This is a genomic window from Brevundimonas sp. (assembly GCF_035627475.1).
Taxonomy (GTDB): domain Bacteria; phylum Pseudomonadota; class Alphaproteobacteria; order Caulobacterales; family Caulobacteraceae; genus Brevundimonas.
This window is the reverse complement of the sequence record NZ_DASPLR010000062.1, coordinates 1-22,680: the sequence shown is the minus strand read 5'-3', so window position 1 is coordinate 22,680 and position 22,680 is coordinate 1. Positions and strand designations below refer to the sequence as shown.

Below are 22,680 nucleotides of genomic sequence, written 5' to 3'. Positions count from 1 at the left end.
GCATGCGCAAGCCCGTCCCGCTCAACTGGATCGACCGCGCGATTGCCTACGTCAGCCCGGCGGCCGGGGTGGAGCGGCTGCGCGCCCGCACCGTGTTCGCGGTGGCCGGCGGCTACCAGGGCGCCAAGCGCAGCCGCACCGCCACCCAGGGCTGGGCGCCGGGCGGCGGCTCGCCGAACGCCGACACGCTGCCCGATCTCGAGGAGCTGCGCGCCCGCTCGCGCGATCTCGACCGCAACGCGCCGCTGGCGGCCGGCGCCCTCAACACCTACGACACCAACGTGGTGGGCACCGGCTTGCGGGCGCGGCCGTCGATCGACCGGGCGTTCCTCGGGCTGAGCGAGGCCGAGGCCGATCGCTGGGAGCAGGACGCGGCGCGCATCTTCGAGACCTGGGCGGGCTCGCGCGAGTGCGACCTCACCCGCACCAGCACCTTCTACGAGACGCAATCGCTGGCGCTGCGCTCGGCGCTCAGCTCCGGCGACGTCTTCGCGGCGGAGCGCTTCCTCGAGCGCCCCGGCTCGCCCTTCGGGCTCAAGGTGCAGCTCATCGAAGCCGATCGGGTGTGCAACCCGTCCCGCCGGGTGGACACCGCCACGCTCGCCGGCGGCGTCGAGTTCGATGAGAACGGCGCCCCGGTGGCCTACCACGTCACCGACCGCCACCCCGGCGAGCGCGGCGCGCACGGGCTCAAGTGGGCGCGGGTGCCGGTGTTTGCCCCCACCAGCGGCCGCCGCAACGTGCACCACGTCTTTCTGCGGCTGCGCCCGGATCTGGCGCGCGGCGTGCCGTTCCTGGCGCCGGTGATCGAGCATTTCAAGCAGCTCTCAAAGTACTCGGAAGCCGAGATCATGGCGGCGGTGGTCAACGCCTGCTTCGCCGTGGGGGTGAAGACCGAGGACGGCACCGGAGCCTCCTCGCTCGAGCAGAAGGCGGCCGGCGCCGGCGGGGCGGGGGCGAGCAACATCGCCGTCACCGAGGCCGGGCTCATCTTCGACCTGTTGCCGAACGAGCAGATCCAGTCCTTCACGCCGGGGCGCCCGAGCGCCGCCTTCGATCCCTTCGTGCAGGCGATCCTGCGCCAGATCGGCGTCGCCCTCGAGCTGCCCTTTGAGGTGGTGATCAAGCACTTCACGGCGAGCTACAGCGCCTCGCGCGCGGCGCTCGAAATGGCGTGGCAGGCGTTCCGCCGGCGCCGGGTGTGGCTGGCGGCCGGCTACTGCCAGCCGTTTTACGAGAGCCTGCTCACCGAGGCGATCGCCCGCGGCTGGCTCGACGCGCCGGGGTTCTTCGCCGACCCCTTCGTGCGCGCCGCCTACTGCGGGTGCGAGTGGATCGGGGACGCGCCGATCTCGCTCGATCCGGTCAAGGACGCCACCGCGGCGGAGAAGTGGGCCGCCCTGGGGGTCAAGACGCTCTCGCAGATCACCGCCGCCACCACCGGCGGCGATTGGGAGCGCAACCTGCCGCAGCGGGCCAAAGAGGAGCGGCTGCGCCGGGCGGCGGGGCTCGGCGCCCCGGCGCCGGCCGCCGCCGCACCCCCGGCCGCTCCGGCGGACGAGGACGAGGACGAGGCTAAGGACGAGGAGGAGCAGGGCAATGGGTGAGCAGCGGCCGGACCCCGAGGCGGACGCCATGGCGCCACGCCACCATGACGCCACGGCGCCAATCATCGCCGGCGACGTCGCCACCCTGGCGGCGCGGGCGGTGGCGTCGGTGCCGTGGCTGATCGCGCCGGAGTGGCTCCCCACCATCCTGGCGATCGCCAACCGCTCCGGCGAGGCGCCGGAGGCGGTGGCGGCGCGGCTCGGCCGGCGGCTCGAGAACACCCACCGGGTGACCGAGCGCAACGGCGTGGCGATCGTCTCCACGATCGGGCCGATCTTCCGATACGCCAACATGTTCACCGAGGTTTCGGGCGCGACGTCGCTGGCGGTGCTGGCGCGCGACTTCATGGCGGCGGCGGACAACCCCGACGTCAAGGCGATCATCCTCGAGCAGGACACCCCCGGCGGCATGGCCGCGGGGATCGGCGAGTTCGCCGAGATGGTGCACCGCACCCGCGCCCGCAAGCGGGTGGTGTCCTACGTCTCCAACATGAGCGCCTCGGCCGGCTACTGGATTGGCGCGGCGTGCTCGGAGATCGTGCTCGCCGCCACCGCCGAGGTGGGCTCGATCGGCACCGTGCAGGTGTGGACGGACACCCGCGAGCGCGACAGCCGCGACGGCGTGAAGACGATCGAGATCGTTTCCAGCCAGTCGCCGGAGAAGCGCCCGGACATCACCACCGATGAGGGGCGCGGCGTGGTCCAGGCGCGCGTCGACCACCTGACGGAGATCTTCATCGGCGCCGTGGCGCGCTACCGCGCCGGGGCGATGGACGAGGCGGCGGTGCGCGCGATCCGCGGCGGCATGCGCATCGGCACCGATGCGGTCACGGCCGGGCTCGCCGACCGCCTGGGCAACTTCGAGGACCTTCTCGCCGAGCTGAGCGCGGCTCGGCCCCCCTCCCGCACGGGCCGCGCCGCGGCCGCGGCGGACGTGCAACAGCAAGGGACACAGACGATGGACAAGGACACCCTTCTCAAGGATCACCCGGACGTCGCCGCGGCGGTGCGCGCCGACGGCGCCGCCGCCGAGCGCGCCCGCATCGGCGCGATCCTCGCCCTCAAGCGCCCGAAGGGGCATGAGGACCTGATCGGCAAGGCGATCGAGGACGGCAAGACCACCGCCGCCGAGGTGGGCGCGGCGATCCTCGCCGCCGAGATGGAGAAGGGGCCGCGCGTGCTCGAGCAGCTCCGGACGGACGAGCAGGAGGCCAAGGACAAGGGCACCGCCCCGGCCGCCCCGCGCAGCGCCGCCCCCGCCTCCGACGTGGACGCCTCGACGCTGCCGCTCGAGGAGCGCGCCAAGCTCGCCTGGGACAAGGACGCCGATCTGCGCGCCGAGTTCGGCGGCAAGTTCGAGGCGTACCTCGCCTACGAGAAGGCGGCCGAGGGCGGCCGCTTCAAGGTCCTGGGCGCGCGCTGAGCCGCCCGCACGTCTGCAACCATTAGGGCAAGGGGCCAGAAATGACGGCACTCACCAAGGACACGCCGCGCGACTACGAGACCGGCGAGCGCAACGCGCTGCCGATCGCGGCGAACACCACCCTGTACGAGGGCGCGGCCGTGGGCGACAACGGCGCCGGCTACGCCCGCCCGCTCGCCGCCGGCGACAAGTTCCGCGGCTTCGCCGTGGTGGGCGAGGACAACGCCGCCGGCTCGGCCGGCGATGCCCGCGTGCTGGTGCGCGAGGCCGGCAAGGTCCAGTTGGCGATCGCCGGGCTGGCGATCACCGACGTCGGCAAGCCGGTCTACGCCAGCGACGACGCGACGTTCACCCTGACCCAGGGCACCAACTCGCACATCGGCCGCGTGCACCGCTTCGTCTCGAGCGGCGTCGGCATCGTCGCTTTCGACTGCCGCCGCGCCGGCCTCGGCGCGCTGGCCGAGCTGACCGACAACTCCGGCGGCGTCGCCGACGGCACGATTGCCGTGGTGGGCGCCACCAACGGCGGCGACGTCAGCGCGGCGATCAACGGCAACTTCGCCGACCTCGCCGCCAAGGTGAACGCGCTCGTCCGCATGATCGGCTGAGCCCCGCCCCACCGCCTCGCCGCCATGGGCCGCCCCGGCACCCGCCGCGGGCGGCCCATGGCGTTTAAACGCCTCGCAAGGGAGACCTCCGCATGTCCGCCAAAGGACTTTCGTCGCGCGCCATCATCGGGCGCTTTTATCAGACCCTCGAGCAGTCCACCGCCTCGTGGGTGGACAGTCTGTCGATGTTCTTCACCTCCGATCAGGCGGGCGAAGAGTACAAGTGGCTCGGCCAGAGCCCGGCCATGCGCGAGTGGGTGGGCGGTCGCAACGCCAAGGGCTTCCGTGAGAACGGGCTCACCATCACCAACAAGCACTATGAGGCGACGATCGAAATTCAGGTGTCCGAGATGCGCCGCGACAAGACCGGGCAGGTCATGGTGCGCATTGACGAGCTGGCCGAGCGCGCCAACTCGCACTGGGCGTCGCTGTGCTCGGCCCTGATCCTCAACGGCGCCGCCGGCGTCTGCTACGACGGGCAATACTTCTTCGACACCGACCACGCCGAGGGCAACAGCGGCACGCAGTCGAATTCGATCGCCTACAACGTCGGCTCGGCCACGGAGCCGACCACCGAGGAGATGCAGAAGGCGATTTTCAAGGCGATCGCGCAGATCCTGTCGTTCAAGGACGATCAGGGCGAGCCGATGAACGAGAACGCCCGCACCTTCCTCGTCATGGTGCCGATGGGCCTCTACGAGGCGGCCCAGGCGGCGGTGACGGCGCCGCTCGTGGGCTCCGGCGCCTCCAACACGCTGGGCGAGCTGGCGAAGAAGGGCTTCAAGATCGAGGTGGAGGGCAACGTCCGCCTGACGTGGACCGACAAGTTCGCGGTGTTCCGCACCGACGGGCGCGTCAAGCCCTTCATCCGGCAGCAGGAAACCGAGGTCGATCTCAAGGTGAAGGCCGAGGGCTCGGAATTCGAGATGGACAACGACGCGCACCAGTACGGCGTCGATAGCTGGCGCAACGTCGGCTACGGCTACTGGCAGCACGCCTGCCTCGTCACCCTGACCTGATCGGCCGGCGCCGGCGGCCGCGGCGGCGGGGGGTGATCCCCGGTCGCCGTGGCGTCGCGGGCGCCCCTCTGGCGGAGCCATTCCCCATGAAGAAACGCGACTTCCTCACCGTCCGCGCCACCGCGGCGGTGGCGTTCAACCCCGGCGCGGTGCTGGCGCTCACGCGCGAGCAGCTCGCCGCCCGCGCCCACGCCGTCGAGCCGGTCAAGGGCGCGCCCGACGTCTTCGCCGTGCGCGACGGGCACACGGTGCAGTTCAAGGCCGGCGAGGTCTTCGGCACGCTGCCCGCCTTCGTCAACAAGGCGGCGCTGGTGGCGCTCGAGGGCGACGGCGCCACGGCGCTGCGCGCGCCGCGCCGGCCGTCCGCCCCGGTGCCCGGCGCCGCGCCGGCCGGCTTGGCGTTGGTGGGCGAGAGCGGACCGGGCCTCACCCCGCCCCCCGCGCCCGGCGACGCCGCGCCCCCGGTGCCCGGAGAACCGCCGCCCGGAGAACCGGCCCCCGGCGAAAGCGTTTAAACGATGCCGATCGACCCGGCGAAGGACCTCGCCGTGTGGTTCGCCCCCGGCAACCCGTGGGTGGAGCTGGGCGTCTACACGCCGCCGGGCGGCGGTGCCGCCGTGGAGGGCGTGCCGTTGGTGCGCGACGCCGACCGCTCGTTCGTGGACCTCGGCCGCAGCGGCGCGGCGCTCGAGAGGATCGTGTTCCTCGTGCCGGTGTCCGCGCTGGCGGCGCCGGCCGAGGAGGGCGTGCTCGAGGTCGCCGGCAAGACGATCGTCCTCAGCGCGCCGCCGCGCCCCGAGGACCGCGCCGGGCTGGTCTGGCGCCTCGAAGGGCGGGCGTCGTCGTGACGCTGGCCTATCGCGAGGCCGTGCTCGCCGCGCTGGTGACCGCGTTGCGCGGCCTGTCCGGCGTCACCGTCTACCGCCAGCGCGGCAAGGCGGTCAAAGAGCGTCCGGCGCTCAACGTGCTCGACGGCGGGCACGCCGAGCCGCTGTGTCTCACCGGGCAGACCGAATACCGGCTGTCCGTCGAGATCGAGGCGCACGTGGGCGCCGCCAAGGACGAGGACCTCGGCCCGGCGGCGTCGGAGCTGTACGCCCGCGTGGTCGAAACCCTCACCGCCGACCCGAGCCTGGGCGGGCTGGTCACCGACGTGGCCGAGGGCGCCATGACGCCGCTCGACCACGCCGAGGCCGAGGGCGCGGCGGCGGCCGCCGTGTTCGTTCTGGAATTCACCGTCACCTTCGCCACCGCCGAGCGCAACCCGCGTTCCGGCGCCTGACCCCCGAGGAGGCCCATGAGCAAGCCCGTTCCTCCGGCGCCGACGCGCGCCGGCCGCTTCGCCCTGTCCGCGACCGGCGCCTTCGCGCCGGCGCCCCGTCCGGCGGCCGCACCGCCCGAGCCCGCCGCGGCCGCGCCCGCGCCGGCCGACGCCCCCCCGGTCCCGGCCGACGCCGCGCCCGCCCCCACCCCCCGCGCCAAGTAAAGGAACCGCGCGATGAGCCGAACGATCCGCCTCAAGAACGCCCTCCTCCTCGCCGTCACCGAGGCCGAGGCCGGGGTGTACGAGGACCCCACGGCGTCCACCGACAGCATCAAGGTGGAAAACTGCCGCCTCACCTTCGACCCCAACATGATCGAAACCAACGAATACACGGGCTCGCTCGACGCCTCGGCGCCGATCGTAGGCGGCATGCGCGCCTCGCTGGCCTTCGACGTGCTGCTCAAGGGCTCGGGCACCGCCGGCACGGCGCCGGAGTGGGGCGTGCTCATGCCCGCCTGCAACTGGCAGGAGGTGGCTTCGGCCGCCGCCGTGCCGGTGGCGGCCGAAGCCCTCGCCGCCGGCGGCTCGACCACCACGGCCGTGCTCGGCGCCACCGCCCTCGGCACCGCCAACCTGTACCGCGGGATGCCGATCGTCTTCAGCGAGGCGGTGGAGGGCACCAGCTTCATCGCCGCCTACAGCGCCGGCAAGACGGCGACGCTCACCGACACGCTCGGCGGCGCGCTGGTGGCGACCTCGGACTACCAGATCCCGGCGAACGTCCTGTACCGCCCGGTGAGCGGCGATCCGGACGCGCTGTCGATGCGCTTCTATCAGGACGGCACCTCCTACAAGTTCCGCGGCTGCCGCGGGGACTGGTCGCTGCGCGCCGACGCCGGCGGTGTCGGCCGGCTGTCCTACACCATGACCGGGATCTTCGTGGCGGAGGAGGACGCCGGCGTGCCCACCGGCGCGTTCCAGGCGGGCCAAGCCCCGGTGTGGCGCAACGGCGTGATGAGCATCGGCCGCGCCGCGGTGGCGCTGTCCTCGCTGACGCTGGCCTCGGGAAACCAGGTGGTGAGCCAGCCCAACCCGAACGCCGAGGAGGGCTTTGACGTCGCCGACATCATGAGCCGGCGGATCACCGGCACGCTCGACCCCAAGAAGGGGCTCAAGGCCACCGCCGACCGCCTCGGCCACTTCAAGGCCGGCACGCCGGCGCTGATCCACGCGCGGTGGGGCACGACCGCCGGCAACCGGATCGGCATCACGGTTCCGGCGGCGCAGTACACCCGCCACGAGCTGGGCGAGCGCGAGGGCGCGGCGATCACCAACCTCTCGTTCCAGACCACCGGCGAGGACGCCGGCGCCTTCCTGACCATCTGGTGACGCGGCGCGCCGGCGGCGGTGGCGGCCCACTCCGCCCCGCCCGCCGGCGCGCCGTTCTCCGACCGCCGCCCGGCCCCCGGCGGCGCGACGCACCTCCGCGCGCCGTGTGTGGTGGCGCGCGGAGGCGGCCGGCGGCGTGTCGGAGCGCCGCCGGCCTCCCCCTCCTTTGACCTCCGACCCAAGGGATTTCGCTCATGCTGCCCGTCTCCACCGCCACCGTTCTCGAGCACACGCCGCCCGGCTGGGCCGCCGACGATCCAACCCGCCCGGTCTACCGGCTGCGCGTGCCGTCGCGCCGCGACGTGTTCGGCTGGCGCCACGCCGTCATGGCGGCCGGCGCGCGCTTCTTCGGCCCCGGCGACGTCTTCAACGCCATGCGCGACGGGGTGCGCGCGGTGATCGTGCCGGATCAGCAGGGGCGCTGCCTCGAGGTGATCGACGCGATCGAGGCGCGCGCCGCCACGCCGGAGACGGTGGAGCTGTACGCGCGGATCGAGGCCACGGTGCGCGCCGACTTCCCGCGCGTGTCCCAGGTGGAGGCCGATCGCGCGCTGTACATCGAAGTGGCGAGCTGGGAGGCGTGCAAACGCTTCATCGTCGGGTGGGAACGGGTGCTCGCGCCGACCGGGGCGCCGGTGCCGTTCGCCGCCGTCGGCGGCATGGTGGACGAGGCGGCCCTCGCCCGCATCCCGGAGGACCACGTGCACGCCGTCGGCGCGCGGATCGTGGAGCTGATGAGCCCGTCCGAGGACGACGCAAAAAACTCCGCTGCGCCGTCGCCGTCTGCCACTCCCCCGGCAGTTTCGACGGCGGCGCCGACGCTCCCGACGGCGGCGCCTGGGAGATCCTCGGCGAAACGTACGCGCAGAACCCGCGGCTGAGCTTGGCGCCGGTGTGGGTGGACGTGGTGCGGCTGTGGCTGGGGTGCCGGGGCGGCGAGATGAGCGCCGGCCACCTCCCCGAACCGGGCGGCGCCCTCGATCAGGGCGCGTGGCTGTCCGAGGCGTTCGCGGTGATCGCCGTGGCCTGGGACGCCTGGGGGCGGGACGGCGCGCCGTGAGGCTGGCGGGGCGGATCGAGGGCGCCTTGCGCGCCCAGCTCGGCGAGGAGGCGGCGATCATCGCCAAGGCGGGCACGATCGCCGTCCGCGCCGCCGCCGCCGGGGCGCGCCGCGATCTGGTGAAGCAGGCGGAGCGCGCGTTCAGCAAGCGCCGCTCGGATCACCTGGGCACCTTCGCCAACCTCGTGCGCTTCCGCGCCGATCCGGCGCGCGGCTACGCGCTCTCGGCCGAGGCGCACGCCTACAGCCGGGCGACCTACGGCCCGAAGGCGGGCGGCCGGCGCCAGTTCACCGATCTGCTCGACGTCTTCGACCGCGGCGAAGTGATCGAGGCCGACGGCGCGACGTGGCTCGCGGTGCCGACGCGCGCCACGCCCAGGGCGGCGGGGCGCGGCAACTCCGAGCGCCCGGCCCGCCCGGCGGATTTCAAGTACGGCAAGGCGGCGGCGGTGCCCACCGTCTTCATCCGGATCTCGAGCACCCGCGCGCTGATCGTGGCGCGCCGCACCCGCGTGGTGCTGTGGGTGCTGGTGAAGAAAGTGATCCTCGCCAAGCGGCTCAACGTCGATGCGGTGTATCAGCGCCGCCTCGCGAAAATGGAACAGCGCTTTGCGCGCGAACTCGGCAAAGAGGACGCGCGGCTTGCCAAGAAAAGGGGTTCGGCATGACGCAACGCCGCGTGGATCTCGTCTATGCGCTGTCGGGCGACGCCGACGTCAAGCGGCGCCTCGACGCGCTCGGCGCCGCCGGCGACGCGGCCGCGCGCAAGGTGCTCGGCGAGGACGTCCAGGCGCGCGCCACCGGGGCGATCGCCAAGGCCACGGCGGAGCTGGCCGCCACGCAAAAGCGCATCGCCGCCGCGGTGGCCGATGGGCGCATGGAGCAGGAGAAGGCCAACCGCGTGCTGGCGGGCGCCGAGGAGCGCTATCGCCGCGCCGTGGCGGCGGCGAACGCCATGGGCGGCGCGGCCGCCGGCGCCGGCCGGCAAACCAAGCTTGCGGCGCACGAGGTCACCAACCTCACTTACCAGTTGCAGGATGCGGCGGTGCAGCTCGCCGGCGGGCAAAACCCGTTCCTCATCCTCATGCAGCAAGGCCCCCAGGCTTCGGCCGCCGTGGGCGGCGTCGGGCGGGCGCTCTCGCTGCTCGCCACGCCCACCGGCGCCGCGGTGGCCGGCTTCGCGGCGATCGGCGGCGCGGCCGCGCTGGTGGGGACGCGGATCGCCGGGATCGCCAGCGAGACGCGCGCGCTGTCCACCCAGCTCGCCACCCTCAACCCTCAGCTCGACACCACCGCCGAGCGGCTGCGCCGCATGGCGGCCGAGGTGGCGCAACAGGGCGCCGGCACCCGCACCGAGGTCATGGGCGCGATCCGCGCGATCGTGTCCAACCGCGGCGTGCGGGATGAGGCCACCGTGCGCGACCTCGCCAGCCTCGCCCCCGACATGGAGGGCGTGCTCGGCCAGAAGGTGGAGGACGTGGCGACCAAGCTCGCCGCCGCCTACGCCAAGGGCGCCGCCGGGATTGAAAAGCTGGACGAGGAACTCGGCTTCCTCACCCGTGATCAGCTCGAGAGCATCCGCACGTTCGATGAGCAGGGGCGCCGGGTGGAGGCGCTCGCCGTCGCCACCGCGGCGCTGAAAGAGCGCTTCGGCGGCGCCGCCCAGGCGATGCGCTCGGAGTGGGGCAACGCCTTCCACGACCTGTCCACCGCCTGGGACGCCTTCCTTGAGCGCCTCGGCTCGAGCGACGCGGCGAAGCGGGTGGCCGCGGCCGCGGCCTCGGCGGCGCGCGGCTGGAAAGCGGCGCTCGCCCCCACGCCGGAGCAGGAGATCGTCGGTGTCGGGCGTGAGATCGCCGACAAGCGCCGCGAGCTGGCTGACCTTCAAGGCTCCGGCTCCTCCCGCATGGCGGGCCGGATCACGGCGCTGCAAGCGCAGATCGCCGATCTTGAGGCGCGCGAGGCGGCGCTGATCGAGGAGCAGCGCCGCCTGTCGCGCGCCATGGACGCGCAAAAGCCGGGCTTCGCGCCGGGGGGCGGCCGCCCGCGGTCGCGTGGCCCCGACGCCATGACCGAGGACGAGGCCAAGCGCCTCGACGGGGTGAGCAAGGCCAACGAGCGCTACTTCAAGGCGCTCGCCGCGGTGGGGGCCGAGCGACAGGTGCTCATGGCCGGCGCCCAGGCGTGGGAGGACAGCTTCCGCCGCGGCGAGAGCCTCGCCGCGCGCAACGAGGCGGCGGCGATCGCCGAGACGCGCGCCCGCCGGGAGCTGGGCGCGGCGATCGCCGATCAGTCGGCCCAGCTCTCGGTGCAGGCGCGCGGCGCCCTCGCCGTCGGTGCGGCGTGGCTCACCTCGGCCGCCGCCGCGGCGCGCGCCGACGCCGAGCGGCAAGCCGCGCTCGAGGCGCTCACCAGCGGCGTGGACGCGGCGGCGCGCGCCCAGGAGATCCTCACCGAGCGCGCCGCCAAGGCGGTGGAGGCCGGCGGTCAACAGGCGCACGGCCTCACGCTCGCGGCCGAAGCCCAGGAGCGCCTTGCGGCGGCGGCGCTGCGCGGCACCGAGGCGCAGCGCGCCGCCGAGCTGGCCGAGCGGGTGCGCGCGGCGACGCTCGAGGAGACCACCGCTCTCGAGACCGCCGAGGGGGAGGTGAAAGAGCGCCTGATCGCGGTGATCGAGCGCAAGACGGCGGCGATCGAGCGCGAGGACGCGGCGCAGCGCAAGGCGGCCGCCGCCGGCATGCTGCAATCCCAGGCGGAGGAGCGCGCCACCCTCGAGACCGAGCGCCGGCTTGTCGGCGCCACCGCCGAGACCCGCGCGCGGGAACTGGCGGTGCTCAAGGCGAAGCAGGACCTCCTCCGCCGCGGCGTGTCGGAGACCTCGGAGGAGGGGAAGCAGATCCTCGCCAACGCCGACGCGCTGGCCGTTCAAAGGAGCGAGACCGAGCGTGCCCAGGCGGCCTATGCCGAGGTCGGGCGCGTGCTCGATCAGGCGTTTGACCGGGTGGGCGACGCGATCACCCAGGCGTTCGTGCAGGGCGAGGGCAAGGCGGTCAAGTGGGGCAACGTCGTCAAGGGGGTGATCGCCTCGATCGCCGCCGATCTGTTCCGCCTGGGCGCGATCAACCCGTTGCGCAACGCCGTCCTTGGCTCCAACGCGCCGACGCTGTGGGACGCCTTCAGCGGCGGCAACGCCGGCGCCGCGGGGGCGGCGGCGGGCGGGGGCGGCGCCAATTACGGGCAGATCCTGCAAGCCGGTCAACAGGGCTACAACGCGCTCACCGGCACCAACACCTTGGGCACCGCGGCCAACGGCTTCGCCACCTCGTCCCTGGGGTACAGCCTCGGCCTGTCCTCAAACGCGGTGGCCCCCGGCACGGGCATTGCGGCCGGCTATGTGGACACCATCGGGGCCGCGCAGATCACCAACGGCATGACGTTGACCCAGAGCGGTCAAGCCTTCACCAGCGCCGCGGGGGCGATCGGCTACGCCGCGCCCTACGGCATGCTCGGCGGCATGGGCGGCGCCGCTCTCTCCAACCGGTTCATGAACGGCTCGCGGGTGGGGGCTGGCGTGTCCGGCGCGGTGCTCGGCGTCGGCTCCATGGCGGCGGGCACCGCGGCCATGGGCGCTATGGGCATGGGCGCGGCGGCGAGCGCGGCGGGGGTGAGCGGCATGGCCGGCGCGACGGCGGCGCTCTCGGCGATCCCCGTCTACGGCTGGATCGCCGCCGCCATTCTGGCGGCGGTGACCGCGATCATGGGCGCCTCGGGCAAGCCCTCCACGCAGTATTCCGGCGCCTGGAACCTCTCCGACGTGACGACCGGGCAGATCTACAACGAGGGCGCCGGCGGCAAGAAGGGCACCAACGTTGACGGCATGAAGTCGGCCGCCACCGGCATCACGCAAAGCATTCACGAGATCGTCCGCGGCTCCGGCCTGACGCTGACCGGCGGCGGGCTGTTCGTCGGCACCGAGAACGCCACCAACACCGGGCCACAATTGAAGCTGGGCGGCTGGGATGGGCCGGTGGTCTCGCACAGCGCCGACGCCGGCAAGATGATGATCGACGCCCTCAAGTATATGGAGGCGAACACCCCGGCCGACTTCACGCCGGGCAAGGGCGGCAAGGCAACCAAGACGATCACCGAGCGCGTCTCGGACGGGTTTGATGAAGTCGAGACCATCGGCGGTGACAGTGAGGGCATGGTCACCAAGACCACGATGTTGGTCGAACGTTTCCGGGAGGTGACCCGCACCATCGCCGACGCGGTGCAGGAGATCGCGCCCGGCATCCCCTATCTGCACGGCGATAAGTTCGTCCGGCAGGCGATCCGCAACACCAAGGCGACCACGGCGGAGGAAGCGGTCAAGGACATTGGCGCCGGCGTCCAATGGTCCGGCATCATGAAATACACCGCTGAGGGGTACAACCCGTTCAGCGAACAGATCAAGGATATGACCGCGGCGGCGAAAGACGCCGGCGCGGCGTTCAAAGAACAGTTCGTGGACCTCAAGGCGCGGGTGCTCGATCTCGGCTTGGCGACGGAGGCCGAGGCGCTGCCGAAGTTGCGCACGGTCTTTGAGGCGCAGCTCGGCCTCGGCAAGACGTTTGACAGCCTGCGCGGCGTCGCCGCCGTCACCAAGCAAGCGGAGATCAACCTCGAAGCCTTCCGGCCGACCATGGAAGCGCTCGGCTACAGCGTCGCCGAGCAGGCGCGTCTGGTGCGCGAGTACACCGACAAGATGATTGCCGATTACGACCGCATGGTGAGCGGGGTGACGCGCGGCGGCCGGGCGGCGGTGGAGACGGCGATCGACGGCGGCTATCGCGTCTCCTCCACCGACCTGTTGCTCAACCTCGGCCTCGACGCCGACGCCGCGCCGCTGGCGAGCGGGGTGGCGGCCGCGGTGGCGTCGGTGTGGGATCAGCTCGGCGCCGGCGAGGTCTCGGCCGCGGCGCTGCGCGGCGTGCTCGCCACCCTCGACGCCGCCTTGCGCGCCGGGGTCGTGTCCGCCGATCAGTACAACGCCACGCTCGGGGCTCTCACCGAGAGCTACCGCACCGCCGCCGCCAAGGCGGCGGAGGCCGCGGCCGCCGGGGTGCAGCTCTTTGGCGGTGTCGCCCAGGAGGCGTTGGCGGCGCACCGTGCCCTCGCGCTGACGCCGGTGTCCGCCGTGTCCAGGGCCTACGGCACCCTTGGCGGCACGGTGAGCGGGGCGCGGATCGCCATGCTCGGCGCCGGGATCGACCCCGGCGAGCGCCCCGCCCTCACCGCCGACCTCACGGCGTTCTCCGCCGCCGCCGGCGCCGGCACCGCCTCCGGCGCCTACCTCGCCGGCACGATCGAGCGCCTCGGCCGCGCGTTCAACGCCAGCCGGATCGACGCCACGCAGTATGGGGCGTTGGTCGATTACGTCACCGCGCGGTTCAAGACCGGCGCCGAGGCGCTGCGCAGCGCCGCCCAGGCGCGGGGCGCCACCGCCGACGCCAAGCGCACCGGCCTCCTCGGCGTGCGCGCCACCCTCGGCGGCGGCGCCCCCGGCTTCGGCCACGCCATGCTGTCGGCGGGGCTGAACCCGGAGGAGTTCCCCGACCTCGTGGGGCGTTTAAACGGCTTCGTCGCCGCCGCGCGCGCCGGCACCGCCACGGCGGATGACTACGCCGGCGCCGCGCTCCGGCTCACCGTGGCGCTCGACCGGGACCGCATGAGCGCCGAGCAATACACCACCCTCCTCGGCGAGCTGGGCGAGGCGTACGCCAGCACCGCCGCCAAGGCCGAGGAGACCGCCGCCGCCATGACCGGCCTGGGCGTGTCGATCCGCAACTACCTCACGGACATCAAGACGGGGGAGCTGTCGGTTCTGGCGCCGGACGCGCAGCGCGCCGAGGCGAAGGCGGCGTTCGAGACGGCGCTCGCCGACGCCGGCAAGGGCGACGCCAACGCGATCGGCCGCCTCACCGAACTGGCCTCCACCTTCCTCAAGGCGTCGCAGGGGGTGTACGCCTCGAGCGCGGGGTATGTGGCGGACTACACGGCCGTCACCGGGGCGCTCGAGACCTTCGCCGACAAGATCGAGGCGGGCGAGACGCCAGCCCAGGTCACCGCGACGGCGACCAAGCTCTCCGCCTCCCGGCTCGCCGAGCTGAACACGGCGATCACCGCCGCGCGCGGCGCGGAGATCACCGCGTTCAAGGACATCGCCAAGGCCGACGGCACGCTGTCCGAGGGGCTCTCGGCGGTGCACGGCGTGCTCTCCACCACCGTCGGCAACGCGCTCACCCGCCTCGCCGCGACCACGGAAAACCCGGTGGCGAGCCCGATCGTCGCGGCGATCGGCACGCTGCGGACGGACGCGCTCACCGCCCTTGAGGCGGTGGTTGCCAACACCCAGCCCACGGCGCTGGCGCGCGCCCTCACCGCCCCGGAGGGCGCGCTCTCCGACGGCGGCCGCGCGGACGTCATGCTGTCGATCGGCGGCGTCTCGGTGTCCCAGGCGCGGCGCAACGCCGTGGCGCGCGCCATGGGGTATTCCGGCGACTTCGGCGCCGGCGGCCTCCTCGCCTTCATGGGCGCGCACCCCGATTGGGCGCGGTCCTTTGAGGCGGCGATCCGCGTCGCCGCCGGCGGCGCCGGCGCCAGCCTGGGCGGGATCGGCGGGCTGGCCGGCGGGATGCTCGGCGGCGGCGGCAGCGATGGCGGCGGCGTGCCCGGCTTCGCCACCGGCACGCCTTCGGCGCCGGCCGGCTGGGCGTGGGTGGGCGAGCGCGGCCCGGAACTCATGCGCCTGCGCGGCGGCGAGGCGATCATGCCGCACGATGCGTCCGTGCGCTTCGCCGCCAACGACCGCGGAAACGTGGTGGCCTTCCCCGCCGCGCGCGCCAGCGCGGCCGAGGATCGCACCGCGGCCGAGGTCCGCGCCCTGACCGCCGCGGTGAGCGCGCTCGCCGCGGCGGTGGAGAGCGCCACCCTGCTCGACCAACAGCAGCGCGCCATGATCGCCGCCAGCACCGCGGCGATCCTCGAGCGCGTCGCCACCGCCACCGAGGAAACCGCCCGCAAGAGGGTGCCGATATGACCGCCAAAGCCCGGCTGATCGAGCTGGACGCCTACCACCTCGCCAGCGGCCACGTGCACCGCTGGTATCTCTCGCTGGGCAAGTACCGCTCGCGCGCCACCGACACGCCGGCGGCGCTGCCGTATCTGCCGCTGGTGGGTACGCCGGCGGCGGTCTCGGTGGCGCTGGTGGCGCTCGGCGAGGCGCTCGGCGCCACGCGGGTGGAGGTGGGGCGGATCGAGCTGAGCAACGCGCTCGACTGGCAGGGCGAGCGCCGCGCGCGGGTGTACGACGTCACCGCCGGAACGTGGCTCACCGTGACCTTGCCGGAGCGCCCGCTCAACCTGCTTCTGACCGATTACGCGCTTGCCGGCTGGCCCGTGGTCGATCGGGTGGTGGAGGCGGGCGCCGCGCTCTCCACCGCGGCGGTGGTGTTCCGCGGCGTGATGGAGATGCCGGAGCCGGCGCGCGGCGCGATCACCATCCCGATCCGCACGCGCGAGGCCGATTTCGATGATCCGGTGTTGCGCGAGACCTACAGCGCCGGCGACGGCGCCGACCTCGAGGGGCGCACCAAGGAGCGCCATTTCGGCCACGGCTACGCCGAGCCGACCTATCTGGGGGTGATCGGGGGCAAGCACACCTATTCGGTCAACGGCGCCCACGCGATCGAGGACGTGGCGGTGTTCTGGGACAGCGGCGCCCGGCTCACCAAGGTCACCAGCGGCACGCCGGGCGCCAGCGAATGGAAGGTGGACCCCGCCACCGGCATCATCACGCTCGGCGGCACCCGGCCGAGCGCGCCCATGTGCGAGGTCAAGGGCGACAAGACCGGCGGCGTGTGGCGGCGCTACGCCGGCGAGCTGGCGCAGCACCTCGCGGTGACGCACACCGGCGTCCTGACGCTGGCCGAGGTGGACACCGCCAGCGTGGCGACGCTGGACGCCACGCCGCGCACCATGGGGCTGTGGCTGGCGCCCGGCGACGGCACGACCGGCCGGCAGGCGCTGGACGGTCTGTTGGGCTCGCTGGCGCGCGGCTATTGGCTGATGGGCGAGGACGGCAAGCTCTCGGTGGGGCGCTTGCCGGCCGCCGCCGGCGCTCCCGCGGCCACGTACGTCAAGGGGCGGACCACGCCGGGGCTGCAACCGCGCGCCGCCGCCGGGCGCGGTCTGCCCGCCAAGGCGGTGACGCTGCGCTTCGCCCGCATCCCGACGCCGGCGGCAACGCTCGCCAGCTCGGCCACCGAGGCGGACGCCAAGCTGCTCAAGGCGGCGTGGCGCGAGAGCCCGGTGAGCGACCCGGCCACCGCCGCCGCCTACAAAGGCGCCCGGACGGTGACGATCGAAACCGCGCTGTTCGCCCGCGCCGACGCCGACGCCGAGGCGGCCGAGTTCCTCGCCGACCTCAAGCGGGTGGTCGGGGTCTACGACCTCCCCGTCTACGACTTGGCCCCCGGCGTCACGCGGCGCTCGGTGGTGGCCGTCGATGACGACGTGGCCGGCTTCGAGGGCGGCCGGCTGGTGACGGTGATCGGCAAGACGATGCGCTCGACGCGCGCCACACTCACGGTGAGGACCTGATGGGGTACGGCTATCTCGCGGATCGCAACCGCGTGCCCACCGCCACCTTGACCAGCTCGGCGGCCTATCAGGCCAACGCGCCGCTGGACAACGTGAAAACGCTTCCGCTGGTTGCGGCGGCCGTCACCACCACGCTCGGCACCGCCGGCGGGCCGGTGACGATCACCGGCGCCTTTCCCGAGCGCTACCCCTGCACCTACGGCGGTTTGTTCGACACCAACCTGAGGCAGGCGGCGCGCTGGCGCCTCGAGCTGTTCTCGAGCGCCGTCACGCTCGACGCCACCACGCGGCTGTTCGACACGCGCGGCGCCGACGGCGCCGACCGGGCGGTGATCCCGAGCCTCACCGACTGGCGGGATCTCCGCTGGGGTGACCCCAACCTGTTCCGCGGCGATCTGCCGCCCGAGGACTTCGCGCTCTACCCGACGCACGTGCATTGCATCGTCCCGGTCTGCCGCCCGGCGGCGTTCCGCTGGACCCTCTACGGGCCGGCGTACGAGGCCGACAACAGCGAGGCCACCGGCTACTCGATCGGCCACATGTGGCTGAGCGACGGCGTGCCGCTCGCGCGGCATATGGACAGCGAGGACGTTTACACGCCCACCGATGAGATCACGCGGTTCCCCGGCGGCGGCGTCTCGGTGGAGCCGGGGACCGGGTACCGCTCGGTGACGATCCAGCGCGCCGTGGCGGCGCGCGGGTTGCGCGACGCGCTCTTTGACATGGCGCGCCGGGTGGATTGGAGCCGGCCGGTGGTGTGGTTGCCCGACGTCGACAGCCTGGGCGACTGCTTCCGCTACGGCGGGCTTTTCCAGAAGCGCGAGCCCCACGCCAACCGCTGGATTGCGCCGAAGCTCACGGCCGGCGCGATCCATCTTGAGGAGATCACGGTATGAGCACCGCAACGGCTTTGCTGAGGACGATCAACACCGACGTTTACGACGCCGACGACAATCCGGGCGGTCTCGACGGCCCCAGCGGCATGGAGGTCAACCTCGTCAAGGGGTTTGGCGCCATGGCCGACGCCGCCGAGGAGGCCGCGGACGCGGCGGATGAGGCGGTGGCGACGGCCGGCGCCTCCGGCTTCTCCTGGCGCTGCGCGTTCGCGAGCGCGACCGCCGACGCCGACCCCGGCGCCGGCGTGGTGCGCCTGGACGCCGCCACAGCGAGCGCGGCGACCCAGCTTTTCGCCGACCTCGCCGACGCCGCCGGCGCCGACCTCACCGCGCTCCTCGACAGCCTGGACGACAGCACCAACGCGGTGAAGGGCCACCTACGCCTCCAGCACCGCACCGACGCGACCAAGTGGCTTCTGTTCACGGTCTCCGGGGTCGCGGCCGCGGTGGGCTACCGCAAGGTCGCGGTGGCCCACGTGGGCGGATCGGCCGCGATGCCCTTTGCCAACGCAGACCCGCTGACGGTGAGCTTCGTGCGGGCCGGCGATGTGGGCGCCACCGGCAGCCTGTCCGGCGGCAACCTGACCGGAAGCCTGAACGACACCGCCGTCACCATCGCCAGTGCCGCGACCACGGACATCGGCGCTGCCGCCGGCAACGCGGTGAGGGTAACGGGCACCACAACGATTACGGCGCTCGGCACCGCCCAGAACGGCGCCTTGCGCCGCGTGACCTTCGCAGGGGCGCTCACGCTGACCCACAACGCCGCGTCGCTGATCCTGCCCGGCGGCGCCAACCTGACCGCGGCGGCCGGGGACGTGGCGTGGTTCGAGAGCCTGGGGGGTGGCAACTGGCGGTGCGTGGATTACCTGTCGGCGGCAGCCATGCCGATGCTCAAGACCGGCGGGCAGTTCTCCGGCCCGGTGCAGGGGAAGGCCGCGGTTACGCTGACGGACGCCGCCACCATCGCGGTGGACTTCTCATTGGGCAACAGCTTCAAGGTGACCCTCGGGGGCAACCGCACGCTCGGCTTCCCGTCCAACGTGACCGCCGAGCAGGCCGGTACCTTTTACATCTATCAGGACGGGACGGGCAGCCGGACCCTCGCCTTCGCCAGCGGCTACGTGACGGCCGGCGGCCTGTCCACCCTCGTGATCACCAGCACCGCCGGCGCCTGCACGGCCATCGACTACGTGGCCGAGACGACGGGACGGGTGCACCTGTCAGCCCGAAAGGATGTGAAGGCATGACCAAGGCCGTGATTGTGGACAGCAACAACGCTGTCGTGTTCGGCCCGGCCATCTGGTCGGGCTTTTCTTTCGGTGTAGCGATTGGGGGGCTGTTGGACGCGCTTCCCGATCGAGCGATAGCGGGCGTCCCGCTGGGCGGGCATGTCACTCTGACGGAGGCTCTCTCCTGGGAGGGGTGCCCGTTCCGGGTGCTGCCCTGCGCCGTCGTCGGGGACGCCTACGACCCCGACACGCAAACCCTCGGCGATCCCGTGGTGACGGTGGCGGAGGACGGGCAGAGCGCGCTTGCGGTCTACAGCCCGGCCGACAAGCCGGTGGACGATGTTGCCGGGTGGGCCGTCGAGCGCATCAACCGCGAGGCCGGGGCGCAGCGCGGCGCCCACATCACCGTGGCGGTCGGGCAGGAAGCGACGTACCTCGCCAAGCAGGCCGAGGCCGCGCGCTTCGCGGCCGGCGGGGGTGGTGTGTTCCCCTACCTCGACGCCGAGGCCGAGGCGACCGGGGCGACGCGCGCCGAGGTGGCGGCGGTGGTGCTGGCGACCGCCGAGGCATGGACCGTGCTCAACGCCCGAATCGAGGGGCGCCGCCGCGGGCTTCTGGTGGCGACCGAGGCCGCGCGCGTTGCGGGCGACGTGGCGGCGATCCGCGCCCTGTTCCCGCTCACGTGGTAGGCGCGCCATGCTCAACCGCATGAGGATGGGCGGCGGCCCGGCGATCACCGTCACCGGCGGCACCGTCACATACGACGGGCTTTACACCGTCAGAACCTTCACGGCCAACGATACCTTGATCGTCACCGGCGGCACGCTGACGGCCGATATTCTGTTGGTGGCCGGCGGAGGCAGCGGCGCGTTCAATGCGGGCAGCGGCGGGGGCGCTGGCGGTGTCATCGAAGAGACGGGCGTCGCCATTGCGGCGGGCTCCTATCCGGTGGTCATTGGTCAGGGCGGCGCGGCGCGCTCGACGGACGGGACGAACGGGCTCGCCGGCGGCAACACGACAGCGCTCGGGCGCACCGCCAAGGGCGGCGCCGGCGGCGTCCACGTCGGGACGGGCGCCGGCGGCGATGTGGGCAGCGCGTCCGGCGGCGGGTACAACAACGGGGGCGGTTCCCCCGGCGGTGCCACCGCCAACCCGACCCAAGGGTACGGCGGCGGCAACGGCTGGGACGCCGCCCCGAACTACGGCGCGGGCGGCGGCGGAGGGGCCGCGGGCCGTGGGGGTGACGCCTATGTCAACCTCGGCGGCAACGGCGGCCCCGGCCGCCAATCGTCCATCACCGGCACGGCGGTCAACTACGCGGCCGGCGGCGGCGGGACGGGGATCACCCCCGGCGCCGCCGGCACCGGGGGAACGGGCAACGGTGCGCAAGTCGCGTCCACCGGCCCGGCCGCCGGCAACGGCCGCGCCAACAAGGGCGATGGTGGCGGCGCCGGCAAGGGCACCGGGTCGCAGTCCGGCGCCGGCGGGTCGGGCGTCTTCATCCTGCGGTATCTGACCGCGCTGGCGGCGTGAGGCGCCCGCGACAACACTCCACCGTCCACGGCTTGACCCCGCGGCCACGGCTTGACACTCTACAGCAACCCCACCCGCGCCCGGCCGAGGACCTCCTCCGCCGGGCGTTTTTCGTAAGGGCACCCCCGACCATGACGCACCCCCCGCCGGGTGCCGGCTCCGCCGGCGCCACCGCCTCCCCGCGCCCGCCGCGCGCCCGTCTCGCATGCGGGAGGGCGCCGGCATGGACCGCATGACGTTGCTCACCGAGGCGGCGCCGATCCTTCCGGGGGTCCTCGGGCGCTGGCTCTACCACTTCGATCAGGTGCGCCACGGCCGCCGGCCGGCGATCGGCTGGCTGCTCGCGGTCGAAACCATGATCGCGATCCCCATGGGGTTCATCGGCCAAGGCGTGGCCGACATGTCCGGCATGACCGGCCGCCCGGCCTTCGCCTTCGCGATCGGCGTCGCCTTCCTGGGGCCGCGTGTCCTCGACCTCGTTTTCACCCGCTGGGCCGAGGCGCGCGCCGCGGCCAAGGAGACCAAATCATGAGCCTCAGTCCCCGACACCTCCGTCTGTTCGTGATCCGCCCGGTCCTCGTCCGCCTCGATCTGTGGAGCGCCGCCGCCGAGGACCTCGTGCTTGGCACCGCGGCCGCCGAAACCGGCTTGCGCCTGCTCGATCAGGTCACCTCGGGCGCGGATGACCGCCTCGGCCCGGCCTACGGGCTGTGGCAGATGGAGGAGGCGACGCACGATGACCTGTGGCGCAACATGATCGCTTATCGGCCGGAGCTGCGCGCCCAGGTGGAGGCGCTGCTCGCGACGTGGCCGCGCCCCGTCGAGCAGCTCGTGACCAACCTCGCTTACGCCGCCGCCCTGTGCCGGCTGCACTACCGGCGCGTCGCCGAGCCGCTGCCCGCCGCCGGCGACCTCGAAGGGTACGGCCGCTACTGGAAGCGGCACTACAACACCGAGGCCGGCAAGGGCACGCCCGCCGGTTTCGTGGAGAAGTACGCGGCGGCTGGCTGCGGCTTCGCCTGACGCCGTGGCGCCGTGGCGCCACGCAACCGTGCAACCATCGGCGGGCGCCTTCGGGGCGCCCGTGCCGTTTTTGAGGGATCTCCGACATGGCTCCGCTTCTGATGGGGGCGCTCGCCGCGCTCTCCGAACTGCCCGACCTGTTCGCCACCGGCAAGGCGATCTATGAAGGCGTCACCGGCGCGCCGCCGGCCGCCACGTCGCCGGTGGCGCTCGCCGCCGAGGTGCAGGCGCTGCCGCCCGATCAGGCGGACGCCTGGGCGCGGCGCTTCGAGGCCGAGGTGACGCTCTACCGCGCGCAGACCGAGCGCCTGACGCTCGAGCAGGGCGAGGTGTCGGCGGCTGTCCTGGGCGCGCTGCCGCCGGCGGTCGCCGGCGAGGTGGCGCGGCTGCGGATGACCACCCGCCCGGTGATCGTGCGGCGCATGTCGCACCTGTTGCTCGTGCCGCTCTATCTGATCGTGATCGACGGCGCGGCGATGTGTGTAAACGCGCTCCTTGCGGCGTTCGGTCTGACGACGCGGATCGAGCCGATCGCCGGGCAGATGTTCGCCGGCGGCTCGATCTACGCCACGCTCTACGCCGAGGCCACCGGGCCGGCGGCGGCGGTGGTGGTGACCTACATCCTCGCGCGCGAGGCCGGCAAAGTGGCGGGCGGGGAGGGGAAGCTGGGCGCCGCGGTTGAGAGCGCGGTGGGGGCGGTCGGGCGCCTGGGCGGGCTGTTCCGGCGCGGCAAGTGATGCGGCCGCGCACCTTTCTGGCCGCGACCGAGGCGGGCGGCGGGCGCACGGTCCGGGTGACGCTGCACGTAGAGGGTGGCGTGCTCCTGGGCGAGCGGGTGCTCGAGGGCGCCGCCGCCGTCCAGCTCGGGCAACGGCTCGTGGATCTCGGTGTGCGGGCGATGCTCGCGGACGCGGCCGAGCGGCGGGCCGTCCCGCCCGCGCCGGCTTGTCCACAGCCGCGGTTTGTCCACAGCCTAAAGGTTCTCT

General features: G+C 73.3%; 22 protein-coding genes. All 22 read left to right on the top strand.

The features are described 5' to 3' along the window. The first annotated feature begins 2 nt into the window (after positions 1-2). A complete protein-coding gene (locus VEA62_RS16055) occupies positions 3-1,607 on the top strand; it encodes a phage portal protein (RefSeq protein ID WP_324823684.1) in 1,605 nt (534 codons plus the stop codon). After that, the gene (locus VEA62_RS16050; RefSeq protein WP_324823682.1) at positions 1,600-3,030 is read left to right on the top strand and encodes a S49 family peptidase; all 1,431 of its coding nucleotides are present in this window, start codon (positions 1,600-1,602) and stop codon (positions 3,028-3,030) included. Before VEA62_RS16055 ends, VEA62_RS16050 begins: the two co-directional genes overlap by 8 nt. Positions 3,031-3,071: 41 nt before the next feature. Further along, on the top strand, positions 3,072-3,638 hold the full coding sequence (locus VEA62_RS16045) for a hypothetical protein (protein ID WP_324823680.1): 567 nt from the start codon (positions 3,072-3,074) through the stop codon (positions 3,636-3,638). A gap of 92 nt (positions 3,639-3,730) precedes the next feature. Beyond that, positions 3,731-4,657, top strand: a complete 927-nt coding sequence (locus VEA62_RS16040; RefSeq protein WP_324823678.1) for a Mu-like prophage major head subunit gpT family protein — start codon at positions 3,731-3,733, stop codon at positions 4,655-4,657. 86 nt (positions 4,658-4,743) lie between these two features. Then, positions 4,744-5,172: a hypothetical protein gene (locus VEA62_RS16035; RefSeq protein WP_324823676.1), complete on the top strand. Its 429-nt coding sequence runs from the start codon at positions 4,744-4,746 to the stop codon at positions 5,170-5,172. 3 nt (positions 5,173-5,175) lie between these two features. Continuing rightward, entirely contained in the window at positions 5,176-5,505 is a 330-nt protein-coding gene (locus VEA62_RS16030; protein WP_324823674.1) for a head-tail joining protein, read from the top strand. Then, complete coding sequence (locus VEA62_RS16025; protein ID WP_324823672.1) at positions 5,502-5,939, top strand: hypothetical protein; 438 nt, start codon at positions 5,502-5,504, stop codon at positions 5,937-5,939. The genes VEA62_RS16030 and VEA62_RS16025 overlap by 4 nt, the downstream gene beginning before the upstream one ends. 15 nt (positions 5,940-5,954) lie before the next feature. Continuing rightward, positions 5,955-6,143, top strand: coding sequence for a hypothetical protein (locus VEA62_RS16020; RefSeq protein WP_324823671.1), 189 nt, complete (start codon positions 5,955-5,957; stop codon positions 6,141-6,143). Positions 6,144-6,155: 12 nt separating this feature from the next. Then, positions 6,156-7,310 carry a hypothetical protein gene (locus tag VEA62_RS16015; RefSeq protein WP_324823670.1) on the top strand — a complete coding sequence of 385 codons (1,155 nt, stop codon included), beginning with the start codon at positions 6,156-6,158 and terminating at the stop codon, positions 7,308-7,310. A gap of 194 nt (positions 7,311-7,504) precedes the next feature. Continuing rightward, positions 7,505-8,191, top strand: coding sequence for a hypothetical protein (locus VEA62_RS16010; RefSeq protein WP_324823669.1), 687 nt, complete (start codon positions 7,505-7,507; stop codon positions 8,189-8,191). Positions 8,192-8,193: 2 nt separating this feature from the next. Continuing rightward, positions 8,194-8,370, top strand: coding sequence for a hypothetical protein (locus VEA62_RS16005; RefSeq protein WP_324823668.1), 177 nt, complete (start codon positions 8,194-8,196; stop codon positions 8,368-8,370). Between the two features lie 26 nt (positions 8,371-8,396). After that, positions 8,397-9,038, top strand: coding sequence for a hypothetical protein (locus VEA62_RS16000; RefSeq protein ID WP_324823667.1), 642 nt, complete (start codon positions 8,397-8,399; stop codon positions 9,036-9,038). Next, positions 9,035-15,448 carry a phage tail length tape measure family protein gene (locus VEA62_RS15995; protein ID WP_324823739.1) on the top strand — a complete coding sequence of 2,138 codons (6,414 nt, stop codon included), beginning with the start codon at positions 9,035-9,037 and terminating at the stop codon, positions 15,446-15,448. Before VEA62_RS16000 ends, VEA62_RS15995 begins: the two co-directional genes overlap by 4 nt. Further along, complete coding sequence (locus VEA62_RS15990) at positions 15,445-17,010, top strand: hypothetical protein (RefSeq protein ID WP_324823666.1); 1,566 nt, start codon at positions 15,445-15,447, stop codon at positions 17,008-17,010. Before VEA62_RS15995 ends, VEA62_RS15990 begins: the two co-directional genes overlap by 4 nt. After that, positions 17,010-17,906 carry a hypothetical protein gene (locus tag VEA62_RS15985; protein WP_324823665.1) on the top strand — a complete coding sequence of 299 codons (897 nt, stop codon included), beginning with the start codon at positions 17,010-17,012 and terminating at the stop codon, positions 17,904-17,906. Before VEA62_RS15990 ends, VEA62_RS15985 begins: the two co-directional genes overlap by 1 nt. Further along, positions 17,903-19,156 carry a hypothetical protein gene (locus tag VEA62_RS15980; RefSeq protein WP_324823663.1) on the top strand — a complete coding sequence of 418 codons (1,254 nt, stop codon included), beginning with the start codon at positions 17,903-17,905 and terminating at the stop codon, positions 19,154-19,156. The genes VEA62_RS15985 and VEA62_RS15980 overlap by 4 nt, the downstream gene beginning before the upstream one ends. Continuing rightward, positions 19,153-19,827, top strand: a complete 675-nt coding sequence (locus VEA62_RS15975) for a hypothetical protein (RefSeq protein WP_324823661.1) — start codon at positions 19,153-19,155, stop codon at positions 19,825-19,827. Before VEA62_RS15980 ends, VEA62_RS15975 begins: the two co-directional genes overlap by 4 nt. A 7-nt stretch (positions 19,828-19,834) precedes the next feature. Further along, positions 19,835-20,671 (top strand): glycine-rich domain-containing protein, encoded by an 837-nt coding sequence (locus tag VEA62_RS15970; protein WP_324823660.1) that lies wholly within the window; start codon positions 19,835-19,837, stop codon positions 20,669-20,671. A gap of 223 nt (positions 20,672-20,894) precedes the next feature. Further along, on the top strand, positions 20,895-21,203 hold the full coding sequence (locus VEA62_RS15965) for a phage holin family protein (protein WP_324823659.1): 309 nt from the start codon (positions 20,895-20,897) through the stop codon (positions 21,201-21,203). Continuing rightward, positions 21,200-21,694: a hypothetical protein gene (locus VEA62_RS15960; RefSeq protein ID WP_324823658.1), complete on the top strand. Its 495-nt coding sequence runs from the start codon at positions 21,200-21,202 to the stop codon at positions 21,692-21,694. Before VEA62_RS15965 ends, VEA62_RS15960 begins: the two co-directional genes overlap by 4 nt. A gap of 86 nt (positions 21,695-21,780) precedes the next feature. Next, entirely contained in the window at positions 21,781-22,431 is a 651-nt protein-coding gene (locus VEA62_RS15955) for a hypothetical protein (protein WP_324823656.1), read from the top strand. Continuing rightward, positions 22,431-22,680 (top strand): hypothetical protein (locus tag VEA62_RS15950; RefSeq protein ID WP_324823654.1); only part of this gene is annotated, 250 nt, incomplete at its 3' end. The genes VEA62_RS15955 and VEA62_RS15950, both read left to right, overlap by 1 nt.

Coding starts and splice junctions, on each gene's coding strand:
- VEA62_RS16055 (WP_324823684.1), top strand. CDS start 3: ATGCGCAAGCCCGTCCCGCTCAACTGGATCGACCGCGCGATTGCCTAC.
- VEA62_RS16050 (WP_324823682.1), top strand. CDS start 1,600: ATGGGTGAGCAGCGGCCGGACCCCGAGGCGGACGCCATGGCGCCACGC.
- VEA62_RS16045 (WP_324823680.1), top strand. CDS start 3,072: ATGACGGCACTCACCAAGGACACGCCGCGCGACTACGAGACCGGCGAG.
- VEA62_RS16040 (WP_324823678.1), top strand. CDS start 3,731: ATGTCCGCCAAAGGACTTTCGTCGCGCGCCATCATCGGGCGCTTTTAT.
- VEA62_RS16035 (WP_324823676.1), top strand. CDS start 4,744: ATGAAGAAACGCGACTTCCTCACCGTCCGCGCCACCGCGGCGGTGGCG.
- VEA62_RS16030 (WP_324823674.1), top strand. CDS start 5,176: ATGCCGATCGACCCGGCGAAGGACCTCGCCGTGTGGTTCGCCCCCGGC.
- VEA62_RS16020 (WP_324823671.1), top strand. CDS start 5,955: ATGAGCAAGCCCGTTCCTCCGGCGCCGACGCGCGCCGGCCGCTTCGCC.
- VEA62_RS16015 (WP_324823670.1), top strand. CDS start 6,156: ATGAGCCGAACGATCCGCCTCAAGAACGCCCTCCTCCTCGCCGTCACC.
- VEA62_RS16010 (WP_324823669.1), top strand. CDS start 7,505: ATGCTGCCCGTCTCCACCGCCACCGTTCTCGAGCACACGCCGCCCGGC.
- VEA62_RS15995 (WP_324823739.1), top strand. CDS start 9,035: ATGACGCAACGCCGCGTGGATCTCGTCTATGCGCTGTCGGGCGACGCC.
- VEA62_RS15990 (WP_324823666.1), top strand. CDS start 15,445: ATGACCGCCAAAGCCCGGCTGATCGAGCTGGACGCCTACCACCTCGCC.
- VEA62_RS15985 (WP_324823665.1), top strand. CDS start 17,010: ATGGGGTACGGCTATCTCGCGGATCGCAACCGCGTGCCCACCGCCACC.
- VEA62_RS15980 (WP_324823663.1), top strand. CDS start 17,903: ATGAGCACCGCAACGGCTTTGCTGAGGACGATCAACACCGACGTTTAC.
- VEA62_RS15975 (WP_324823661.1), top strand. CDS start 19,153: ATGACCAAGGCCGTGATTGTGGACAGCAACAACGCTGTCGTGTTCGGC.
- VEA62_RS15970 (WP_324823660.1), top strand. CDS start 19,835: ATGCTCAACCGCATGAGGATGGGCGGCGGCCCGGCGATCACCGTCACC.
- VEA62_RS15965 (WP_324823659.1), top strand. CDS start 20,895: ATGGACCGCATGACGTTGCTCACCGAGGCGGCGCCGATCCTTCCGGGG.
- VEA62_RS15960 (WP_324823658.1), top strand. CDS start 21,200: ATGAGCCTCAGTCCCCGACACCTCCGTCTGTTCGTGATCCGCCCGGTC.
- VEA62_RS15955 (WP_324823656.1), top strand. CDS start 21,781: ATGGCTCCGCTTCTGATGGGGGCGCTCGCCGCGCTCTCCGAACTGCCC.